This window comes from Achromobacter sp. (genome assembly GCF_050285585.1).
Lineage (GTDB): Bacteria > Pseudomonadota > Gammaproteobacteria > Burkholderiales > Burkholderiaceae_B > Achromobacter.
Genome location: NZ_JBLZXF010000067.1, coordinates 1 through 10,081, shown reverse-complemented (window position 1 = coordinate 10,081; position 10,081 = coordinate 1). Strand labels below are relative to the sequence as shown.

9 protein-coding genes are annotated in these 10,081 nt (G+C 65.2%); 1 reads left to right on the top strand and 8 read right to left on the bottom strand.

The features are described from left to right. Window positions 1–113: 113 nt before the first annotated feature. From ACN6PJ_RS30520 to ACN6PJ_RS30485, 8 genes are all read right to left on the bottom strand, one after another. The gene (locus tag ACN6PJ_RS30520) at window positions 114–1,253 is read right to left on the bottom strand and encodes a porin (protein ID WP_427999395.1); all 1,140 of its coding nucleotides are present in this window, start codon (window positions 1,251–1,253) and stop codon (window positions 114–116) included. A 72-nt stretch (window positions 1,254–1,325) separates the two neighbouring features. Then, on the bottom strand, window positions 1,326–2,840 hold the full coding sequence (locus tag ACN6PJ_RS30515; protein ID WP_025513882.1) for a carotenoid oxygenase family protein: 1,515 nt from the start codon (window positions 2,838–2,840) through the stop codon (window positions 1,326–1,328). Between the two features lie 82 nt (window positions 2,841–2,922). Continuing rightward, window positions 2,923–3,897: a Bug family tripartite tricarboxylate transporter substrate binding protein gene (locus tag ACN6PJ_RS30510; protein WP_427999394.1), complete on the bottom strand. Its 975-nt coding sequence runs from the start codon at window positions 3,895–3,897 to the stop codon at window positions 2,923–2,925. A gap of 11 nt (window positions 3,898–3,908) precedes the next feature. Then, window positions 3,909–5,408 (bottom strand): aldehyde dehydrogenase family protein, encoded by a 1,500-nt coding sequence (locus ACN6PJ_RS30505; protein ID WP_427999393.1) that lies wholly within the window; start codon window positions 5,406–5,408, stop codon window positions 3,909–3,911. A 50-nt stretch (window positions 5,409–5,458) separates the two neighbouring features. Beyond that, window positions 5,459–6,226 carry an SDR family NAD(P)-dependent oxidoreductase gene (locus ACN6PJ_RS30500; protein ID WP_025513885.1) on the bottom strand — a complete coding sequence of 256 codons (768 nt, stop codon included), beginning with the start codon at window positions 6,224–6,226 and terminating at the stop codon, window positions 5,459–5,461. 14 nt (window positions 6,227–6,240) lie between these two features. After that, window positions 6,241–7,617 (bottom strand): MFS transporter, encoded by a 1,377-nt coding sequence (locus ACN6PJ_RS30495; protein ID WP_051348208.1) that lies wholly within the window; start codon window positions 7,615–7,617, stop codon window positions 6,241–6,243. 63 nt (window positions 7,618–7,680) lie between these two features. Further along, window positions 7,681–8,412 (bottom strand): alpha/beta fold hydrolase, encoded by a 732-nt coding sequence (locus ACN6PJ_RS30490; RefSeq protein ID WP_157935655.1) that lies wholly within the window; start codon window positions 8,410–8,412, stop codon window positions 7,681–7,683. After that, entirely contained in the window at window positions 8,402–9,205 is an 804-nt protein-coding gene (locus tag ACN6PJ_RS30485; RefSeq protein WP_033535122.1) for an alpha/beta fold hydrolase, read from the bottom strand. Before ACN6PJ_RS30485 ends, ACN6PJ_RS30490 begins: the two co-directional genes overlap by 11 nt. A 212-nt stretch (window positions 9,206–9,417) precedes the next feature. On the opposite strand from ACN6PJ_RS30485, the gene ACN6PJ_RS30480 reads away from it, so the two are divergent. Continuing rightward, window positions 9,418–9,861: a MarR family winged helix-turn-helix transcriptional regulator gene (locus tag ACN6PJ_RS30480; RefSeq protein WP_025513892.1), complete on the top strand. Its 444-nt coding sequence runs from the start codon at window positions 9,418–9,420 to the stop codon at window positions 9,859–9,861. Window positions 9,862–10,081: the final 220 nt, after the last annotated feature.

Genomic DNA, 10,081 nt, shown 5'->3' with positions numbered 1-10,081 from the left:
ACGCGAACTGCTGCGCCTGATGCGCATGCAGGCCGACCAGGACTTGCGGCTGATCGAAGGCGCGCTGGGCTGAGGCCGCCCCCGGCGGCGCCAGCCCTGAAGGGCTGGCGCCCTCAGAAGAGATGCTTGATGCCCAGGTAGGCCATGCGCAGACGACCGCCGGTATAGGCTTGCGGCAACTGTGATGCGCCGTAAGGCCCGCCGAGCCAGAAGTTGTAGCGGCCATTGCGATCATTGTGCAGTTCCACCACGGTCGCATCCAGCGTCGTGCGCTTGCTCAGGCTGTACTGATAGCTGAGCGAGAGCATCTTCGCGCCGGTGCCTCCCTGCGTCCTGCCGTTCTGCTTCATCGACAATGCCTGGCCATAGGTCATCGACCACAGGTGCGGGCCCTGGCCATAGTTGACCGGCACCGCAAAGGCGTAGCGATACTGATCCCCGCGCGTGGAGCGATCCATCACCTTGTTGCGATCGACCACCACCCCGAAACTCAGCCCGCCCAGCCCATAGCCGACGGCAAGGCGATCCGCTGTCTGATCCAGGCTGCCCGCCACCTGCCTGGGCAAGGCACCCTGGCTTTTGCGCTCCATGTGGTAGTAGCCCAGGCGGAAAGCGCCGCGCGTATAGGTCGGCCCCACATACCAGGTATGGCTGCGGCCCTGGTCCATTTCCTCCGAGTCGAACGAGTAGGAAGCGATGCCGGAGAAGCCATGGAAATTCGGCGCCTGGTAGCGCACGGTATTGTTCAGGAAGCTGCCGGCGAAGTGGGACCCATTAATCGTGCCCAGGACATTGAGCGAGTTGGCCGGATTGGGCGCCGCATCGAATGCGCCATGGGGATCATTGATAAACCAGTGATGGCTGAAGTAGACCGACTGACGGCCCAGCGTCAGGGCGCCCAGTTCCCGGTCGGCCAGGCCGACGAACACGGCCCGGCCCCCGCCGCGCGCGCCTGTGGTCGGGGAGAAATCCCACTCCAGGTGAAAGATGGTCTTCAGCCTGTGGTTGAGCGTTTCCTGCCCCTTGAAATAGAAATAGCTGGTGTTGGGCGCCAGCCCGACCTTCTCGGCGGCCGACGCGCCATCGCGCGCGCCACTGACGCGCACGGCGGCCTGGCCGACCTTGATCTGGCCACCCAGGATGACGCTGGATTCCGGCCCCTTTCCGGTGATCTGCGCCCCGGCCAGCCCGGGGACCACTGCAGGCAGTGCGCACAGGACGGCAACGCTGCGGGAAGACAGTTTCTTTTTCATTGTGGGTCTCTCATGGATATTGCACGGGACGCCCGCAAGGCGGGCGCCCGACCTGCCTCCTCCTGAAACAGGTCAACTTCCGGTGGATGAAATGACGGATGAAGGCGGGCGGTGCTCGCCATGGATGCGGTCGCCCTCGACCCAGCAGGCATGGGTGCCGATGGACATGCGCTCGGGCAGGAGAATCCGCGCCAGCGGCTCGCGGTCGATATTGGCGGCATCCAGAATGACGATCTCCGAGGTATCGGCATTCATGTCGGCCACCATGCTGATCAGATAGCCGTCGTCTTCATGCACCGCCCCCACACGCCTGGCCATCTGGGGCTCGCTGCCAAACCGGCCCGGGCCATACTCGTGACGCGCCGTGGCGCCGGTGTCGAGATCGAAGCGCTTGACGCCGCTGAACAACCATTCGCCCGGCTGATACAGCACGTTGTAGCTGTAGCGATAGGGCCGGCCGACATAGTCGTTGCTGCAGATCGGGAACTCGGTCACCTCATCGTCGAGGTACTGCTCGGTGGTCTTGCCCGTGCGCAGGTTGAAGCGCCAGCGGTGCATGTGGGTCTTGTTGCGATGCTTGTCGAGATTGGCCTTGATGCGGTCATAGACATTGCCTGCCGCATTGACCGGCACGGGGTGATAGTCCGGCATGATGCAACCGTCCATCACCACCTCGTCGCCGACCTCGTAGCAGTTGGTCAGATGCAGGACATAGCAGGGGGTCGCCTCGAACCAACGCACCTGCGTGTTATCGCCATGCCGCGGAATGATGCCGAAGCGCGCCGGCAGATCACGGTTGAACACCAGCCGGTGCTTGCCTGACTTGAGGCCGTCCGGATCGAAGAACAAAGGCAGGTCGTGCAGGATCGTGTAGTTCTGCGTGATCCCGAGATCGTGCGGCCAGCGGGCGCCGGGCAGTTCGATCGGCACATAGTGCACCAGTTCGTTGTTGCGATTGACCACGCCGTAGTGCATGTAGGGCCAGCGCTCCGGATAGTTGAAGAACATCATCTCGCCGGTCACGGGATCGACCTTGTAATGCGCGCTCACGCCATCAGGCACCTGGCGTGCCCAATTGGCATCCGGCCCGAGCGTCTCCAGCGTGATCGGATCTAGCCGCCAGGGCTCGCTGCCCTGCGACATGCTGGCCAGCAACCGGCCGGCATGACCGATGACGTCGGTGCCGGCGTTGTCCTTCATCGCACCCATCGCTCCCCAGCCCCGGTAAGAGCCCAGGTCAGGCTGCAGCAGGCCCGGCCAAAGCGACTTCCCCGCTGCCTGCTCCGCCAGGAATCCGGTGGTACGGATGAAGCGGTTGCGATAGGTCGCCTGGCCGTTCTCGAAGTGCACGGCGTGCAACATGCCGTCGCCGTCAAACGGGTGGTACACCCCCATCGGCGTATGCACCTGGTTGTGCGTGTTGCGCACGAAGATCCCGTGCAGATCACGGGGGATCTCGCCGATCACTCGCAGGCTGGCGGTATCGGCGGTGTACTCCACGCGATTCGGCGCAAAAGCTCCGAGCAGAAACGGGTTGTCGGTGTTCTCGCCGGCGGTGACGTCATAACGGCGGATGATTTCAAGCATTTGCCTTCTCCAATAGTTGCTTATGGCAATAATTAAGACGAGCGTAGACAGCCGCCTATCGCGGCAGGAAAAACTCAGGCGTTCAATCGTTCAGGACAACGGCGCCGGACTCCACCAGCGGCCGGTAGCGCGCCTGGCCGCGCTCGATCGCGCGGCGCATCGCAGCCGCGCCCGTTTCGCTGGGCTGGTAGCCCATGTCGGCCAGCTTGCCGCGTACCGCGGGTGAGGCCAGCGCCTGCTGGAAGGCCGACTCCAGTTTCCCGACGATCTGGGGATCCAGGCCGCGCGGGCCGACATAACCGACCCAGCCATCCTGCGTGTAGTCCACTCCCGCCTCGCGGAACGTGGGGACTTGCGGCATGGCGGCCACCCGCTGCGGCGTGGCCACGGCCAGCGGCACCAGCTTGCCCGCCTCGATCAGGGCGCGGGCCGAATGCGTGGCCAGCATGAAGTGCACATGCCCGGCCGCGACATCGCTCATGGCCGGACTCTCGCCCTTGTAGGCCACATGGGTCGCCTCAAGGCCAAGCAATTGCGCCACCAGCGCCCCTCCGAAATGAAAGCTCGTGCCCTTGCCGGCAGAGGCATAGTTCAGCGCGTCGGTCTGCTGGCGGCCATAGGACTGAAAAGCGGCCAGATCGCCTACCTGCAACTGGGGCGCGACCACCAGGGCTGTCCAGGTTTCGCAGGCCAGACTGATCAACTCGAAATCCTGCGCGGACATCCCGAATCGCGCGTCGGCCAGCGGCAGCAGCACCATCGTGGCCGGCACGGCCAGTCCCAGCGTGTAGCCATCCGGGGCCGCGCGCCGGACCGCCTCAAGACCAATCCGCCCGCTGGCGCCCGGCCGGTTTTCTACCACGACCGGCTGCCCGAGTGTCTTGCCCAGTTCGGTGGCCAACAGGCGCGTCACGTTATCGGCAACCCCGCCGGCGGGGTAAGGCACAATCAGGGACACCGGCCGCTGCGGCCAGGCATCGCCGGCTGCGGCCGGCAGGGCCAGGGTCAGGCTGGCCGCGACCACGCCGGTGAAATACCGCAAGAATGCAAAACGCATCATCGTCTCCCTCAAGCCGCCGCGCCCGCCCCCAGTCGCAAGGGCATGGGCACGGCGCGCAAGGCAATGGCCACCGCTTTCTCTTCCGAGTAGAAATTGCGCAGGCTTTCGATGCCTTCACGCCCCACCCCGGACTCTCCCACGCCGCCGAAGGGCATGCGCAGGTCAAACACCATCGGCGAGTTGACCATCAGGGCCCCCGTACGCAGACCCTGGGCCGCCGCCATGGTTTCGTCCAGGCGCTGTGACCACAGATAGCCGGCCAGCCCATAGCGACTGCGATTGGCGATGGCCAGCGCCTCCTCGAAGCGGTCATAGCGCAACACCGTCGCCACCGGACCGAAGATCTCCTCCTGGCAGGCCCGGACATCGGCGTGATCGGCCAGCAGCACCGTCGGGTTCATGAAATAGCCCGGCAGATCGTCGCGTCGCTGCCCGCCGGCCAACACGCTGACGCCCTCTCCCGGCACGGGACGGCAATAGTCCATCACCCGCTCCAGGTGCGCCTCATAGGCCAGCGGCCCCATTTCCGTGGCGGGATCCAGCGGATCCCCCACCCGGATCGCCCCGGCGCGCGCCACGAAGCGCTCCAGGAAATCATCGGCAATGCTGCGCTGCAAGAGCAGCCGCGATCCGGCAAAGCACATCTGCCCGCTATTGCCGAAAATCCCCAGCAGCGCACCATCGACAGCCGCTTCCAGATCGGCGCTGTCGGTCACGATGCAGGCTGACTTTCCGCCCAGCTCCAGGTCGCACTTTTTCAGACCCGCTCCCGCCGCCGCGGCGATCTGCCGACCCGCCGCGCCACCACCGGTAAACGACACCAGCGCCACTGCCTCATGCGCCACCAGCGCCGCGCCCGTGACCTCGCCGCGTCCGTTGACCAGGTTGACCACCCCCGGCGGCACCCCGGCCTCGCTCAGCAAGCTCATGAAACGATGCAGGGCCAGCGGCGTGTACTCCGATGTCTTGATCACGCAACTGTTGCCAAACGCCAGGGCCGGAGCAATCTTGGACGTTGCCAGCATCAAAGGCGCGTTCCAGGGGGAGATCAGGCCACATACGCCCACCGGATCCCGGTGCACATAGCGCTGGTAAAGGTCGTCCTGTCGCACGGCGCGCTCGGCGCCTTGCGAAAGATGGTCCGCATAGAAGCTGAAATTCCGGATGACCCGCGCCGTGACCATCCCGCGCGCCTGGCTGATAGGAATTCCCAGATCGATGCATTCCAGCCGGCACAGTTCATCGGCGTGCGCCTGCGTCAATTCGCAGATGCGGCGAAAGACCTCTGCACGCGCCTGCAAGGGCAGCGCGCGCCAGCTGCCGGCGGCGAAACTGCGCGCGGCAGCCTGCACGGCCTGATCGACCTCACGCGCGTCCGCCTCCTGCAGCTGGGCAATGACGCCCGCCGTGGCGGGATTGATCACCGGCAGGCAATGCGCATTGGCCCTGGCGGGCAGATAGGCGCCATCGATATAGCTCGTCAGGCGCTCGGGAATGGAGTGGGACATGGCAATCGGACTCGATAGAAGGAAACCGGAAGAAAGCACGCAGCCGGGGCTCAAGGCGCCCAGATACCACCGTTGACATGCAGCACCTGCCCGGTGATGTAGCTGGCAGCCGGGCCGGCCAGAAACAGAATGGGGCCGACGATTTCCTGCGGCGCCCCCAATCGCCCCAAGGGTACGAATTGCGGATACTTATCCATGTCGATGCCGCTCTCGCGTGCGGGCTGTCCGGTGCCCCCTTCCAGAAAGGCGGTCCGGAATACGCCGGGCGACACGACGTTCACGCGCAGCTTTGGCGCACATTCGGTGGCCAACGCCTTGCCCAGGGAAACCACCCCCGCCTTGGCGGCGGCATAGGCCGAGAATCCCGGGTGCACGACGCGATGCCCGAAAGTGGAGGACACCAGCACCATCGATGCGTTATCGCCCTTTTCCAGCAACGGCAAGGCGGCGCGGGCCACCATGAAATAACCGCGCAGGCAACAATCCACGATGCGGTCCCATTCGGCCGTCTCCATATCTCTGACCAGGATCTGCTCGCCGGTGAAGCCGGCCAGATTGACCAGCACGTCCAGGCCGTCCCAGCGTTGCTGCAACTGGGCGAAAGCGGCATGAACCTGCGCTTCGTCGCCAATGTCGCAGGGCAGCGCCAGGACGCCGGCCGGCGCCGGTGACTGCGCCATCGAACGCTCCAGATCCAGCACCGCCACGCGCAGCCCGGCATCCAGCGCGGCCGCCACCAGGGCCTGGCCCATGCCACCGCAGCCGCCCACAATGGCGATGCGCGCACCGGCCGGCGGCAGGAAATCGAATGGGGTCATGAAAGTTCTCCTTGTCAGTAAGGCGTTGCCGGCGCCGGTTCACCGGCCTCGGGCGCATAGGGATTGATGGGTTGGCGGTAGCGCGCCAGCGCCAGGGCGGCCAGCACCGCCACCACGCAGAACAGCGCCGGATACCAGGCCGCCCAGCCTTCGTTGCGCTGCACCAGCAAGGCGAGCAGCAAGGGCGTTGTGCCCCCGATCGCGGCCGACGCCAGGTTGTAGCTGGCTGCGATCCCGGTGTAGCGCAGTTGGGCCGGGAAGCTGTAGATGAGCAGCACGAACGACAGGGTGACGATGCCGGAGAAAAACCCCGCCACCGAAAAACGCAGGACCAGCGTGGCCGCGCTGACGTCGTGATACAGCCAGAACACGGCAGCCACCAGCGCCAGGGTGCCGACTGCAAAGGTTTTGCGCAGGCCGAAACGGTCGCTTGCCCAGCCCGCCACCACATCGCCCACGATCAGCATCACGGAGGCGCAGAACTGCGCGCGATACACCGCTGCCGGGTCGAATTGCCGGGTAGCGATGAAATGCGTCACGGGAAACTGGTGCAGACCCGATGTCACCACGGCCGTCATGCAGGCCACCAGCAGGCACAACAACAACACGGCCCGATGCTGGCCCAGCAGCAGCTTCACCGGCACCTGCCGCGCCAATGCGTTGCGCTCGCGCATTTCAAGAAAGACCGGCGTTTCGTGGGCATAGCGCCGCAGATGCGCCGACGCCAGCCCCAGCAGGCCGCCCACGACAAACGGAATGCGCCAGCCGTAGTCATACATTGCCTCCTTGCCCAGCGCGCCCGTCAGGGCCGCCACCGATCCCGAGCCCAGCAGCGCCCCGACCGCGAGGCTGGCCGACAGAATGCCGCAGGACAGGCCCAGACGACGCTCGGGCACATGCTCCGACACGAAACACAGCGCGCCGGGCAGCTCACCACCGATCGACAGGCCCTGCACCATGCGCAACACCAGCAGCAGCAGCGGCGCCCACATCCCGATGCTGGCGTAGCCCGGCAGCAGGCCGATCAGGATCGTGGGCACCGCCAGCAGGATCAAGGTAAAGGCGAACATCTTCTTGCGCCCGATGACATCGCCGATGCTGGCCAGCAGGATGCCGCCGATAGGCCGGATCAGGTATCCCGCCGCGAAAATACCCAGGGTCTGGACCTGGGCCAGCCATAGCGGCATATCCGCTGGAAAGAAATGCTGGCTGATGATCGGCGTCAGGTAGATGAAGATGATGAACTCATAGAACTCGAGCATGCCACCAAGCGTGGCGATGCCCATGGCCTTGGCCTGTTCCCGGCTGAGCCCACCATCGGAACGACCCATAGCGGGCGGCAAGGCAGCCGCCACGCCCGTCGCAGCCTCGCTGCCGGAGGAGGAATTCATGTTTTTTTCTCCTGGTGCGCGCCGCAATGCGGCGCGCCTGTCTCTCTGTCAAAAATCGATGTCTCAGTGCGGCAACCAGGCGCGCAGCGTCGTTGCCAGGGCCCGCGGCTGCTCAAGCGGCAGCAGATGGCCGGCCGGGCCGATCACCTGCACGGCGCCGTGGCCGGCATCTGCCTGCATGGCCTGCACCGCCTGCGGGGGGTACAACGGGTCATCGCTGCCTGCCACCCAAAGCAGAGGCAGCGGCGTGCGCAGCGGCGTGCGCAACAGCGCGCGGCGGTCGGGGCGCCCCAGAGCGGCAAGCGCATGCGCCACGAAGCCGTACGGACCATAGTCCTGGAGCATGGCGCGTCGGCGCGCCTGCAATACCGGATCATCGCGATGGCGCGGATGAAACGCGGTCGCGCCCTGGATCTGCATGCGCTCGGCGTAGGCCTGCGTCCAGGAGCCCGCCAGGGCATCGCCTGCCGCCGCCAGAATCGCGTCGCAGCGGCCCTGTGCCTGTGCGGCGGAATCCGCCTGCGGCGTGCTGCAGATCAGGGCCAGGCCTGCGACGCGCTCGGGCGCCAGCGCCAGGATTGCCAGCGCGACATAGCCCCCGAACGAATGGCCTGCCAGCCAGAAACGCGCCGGCAAGTCATCGAGCAAGGCACGCGCGATGGCGTCCAAGTCGGCCAGAGCAGGCAGCATCGGCGTCAGCAAGGAATAAGCGCCGTCCCAATGTTCCGCCAGGCCATCCCAGACGGCAGGCGTGTTGTTCAAGCCATGCAGCAGCACCAGCGGATCACGCTTCACGACAAGCCCCGACACGTCGCTCCAGGAAATCGAACAGCGCCTGATTGAAGCGCGCCGGCTGCTCGGCCCAGGCATAGTGGGCGGCATCCGGCACGGCCACGAACTCCGCGCCGGCGATCTGCTCGGCCAGTTCACGCATCTGCGCAGGGCGCCCGACATCGTCCAGCTCACCGGCGATCGCCAGGGTGGGCACCGCCACGCGCGCCAGGGTGGGCGCACCGTCATAGGCCACGATCGCATTGATGGCGGCCACGAACGTTTCGCTGCGCGTGGCCATGGCGACCCGCAGGACGCGTTCGACCTGAGCTCCGCAAGACCCTGGCGCAAGCATGGTGCGCAGCAAAACCTCGGCCGTCGCAGACAAGGTTTCCCCCTGAGTCAGGGGAGCAATCCGCTCCTCCAGAAAACGACGTTGGTCTTCGGCCGATTTGCTGGAGAACGAGCCGACCGTGGCCGAGACAACCAGGCCCTGCACCCGCTGCGGACCCAGTTTGACAGCCGCCAACGGTGCGATGATGCCGCCCATGCTATGTCCGAGCAGGACATTGCAGCGGCTGCCGGTCGCCTCGACCAGGGCCGCGCATGCATCGGCCGCGAGCTCGATCGAATAGGGCTGCGGCAATTCGCTCAGACCATAGCCGGGCGCATCCCACGCCACCACGCGGTATCCGCGCTCGACCAGCGCGGCGATCTGCTCGCGAAAATACTCACGCGATCCGTACGCACCATGCAACAGATAAACCGTGAACGGACCGCGGCCCACGACCTCGTGGTCAGGCAGACGTGATGGCATGACATCCCCTTGCTTGATATTGCTCAAGGCAACTATTGACTAGAGCAACTAATTTAATGGCATATCATTGCCTCAAGCAATAGATTGCGTGCGATAATCCGCAAAACTAGGGTTTTCCTGATACTTGGCGGTCGCTCACAAAGCAACCGACCGGTATCCCGCTGAACCACGAAAGTGTGAGGAGAACAGTGTCAAAAAAAGAGAGCCTCAACTTGCAGTCCTGGCATTCCACGGTTCTGGCCCGCCTGGCGCGTGCCTACCATGCATCGACCAACGGGTTCGAGCGTTTCACCGGCATGGCCAGCACGCGCTGGCGCCTGCTTTTCCTGGTCCACAGCAAAGGCGTCTGCACGCAGAAGGACCTGACCCTGCAGATCGGCGTGGACGCAGGGTCCATCACCCGCCAGATCAAGGTGCTGGACCATGAGGGTCTGGTGGCGCGCAATCCGCACCCCGAGGACAACCGCCTGACAGAAGTGCGACTGACCGAGAGCGGGCTGGAAGCCGTACGGCGCGTCCAGGAACAACGCGCCGTGTTTCTCCAGGAAATGATGAAAGGCTGCTCTGCCAAAGAGATCGACGCCTTCCTGATCGTCCTGGATCGCATCGCCGGCAACCTGAACCAGCCGGACTTCCTGCAGATCCTCGATAACTGACGGATCTCTCGCCGCACGCTCCCGCCCAAAGCACACAAGCCGAAACGACCCAAGGCCATTTCGGCTTGCTGGCGCGCCGCCGCGCCGCCCGCGCAGGGAACGCCTAGCCCAGCGGACGGCGCCCCACGCCTTTGATCAGGTCGTTGACCCGCTGCGCATAACCGTCGAAATACTGCTGCACCACCGCCGGATCGCTGACGGGCTGCACCACGGTGCGGCC

Coding starts and splice junctions, on each gene's coding strand:
- ACN6PJ_RS30520 (WP_427999395.1), bottom strand. CDS start 1,253: ATGAAAAAGAAACTGTCTTCCCGCAGCGTTGCCGTCCTGTGCGCACTG.
- ACN6PJ_RS30515 (WP_025513882.1), bottom strand. CDS start 2,840: ATGCTTGAAATCATCCGCCGTTATGACGTCACCGCCGGCGAGAACACC.
- ACN6PJ_RS30510 (WP_427999394.1), bottom strand. CDS start 3,897: ATGCGTTTTGCATTCTTGCGGTATTTCACCGGCGTGGTCGCGGCCAGC.
- ACN6PJ_RS30505 (WP_427999393.1), bottom strand. CDS start 5,408: ATGTCCCACTCCATTCCCGAGCGCCTGACGAGCTATATCGATGGCGCC.
- ACN6PJ_RS30500 (WP_025513885.1), bottom strand. CDS start 6,226: ATGACCCCATTCGATTTCCTGCCGCCGGCCGGTGCGCGCATCGCCATT.
- ACN6PJ_RS30495 (WP_051348208.1), bottom strand. CDS start 7,617: ATGAATTCCTCCTCCGGCAGCGAGGCTGCGACGGGCGTGGCGGCTGCC.
- ACN6PJ_RS30485 (WP_033535122.1), bottom strand. CDS start 9,205: ATGCCATCACGTCTGCCTGACCACGAGGTCGTGGGCCGCGGTCCGTTC.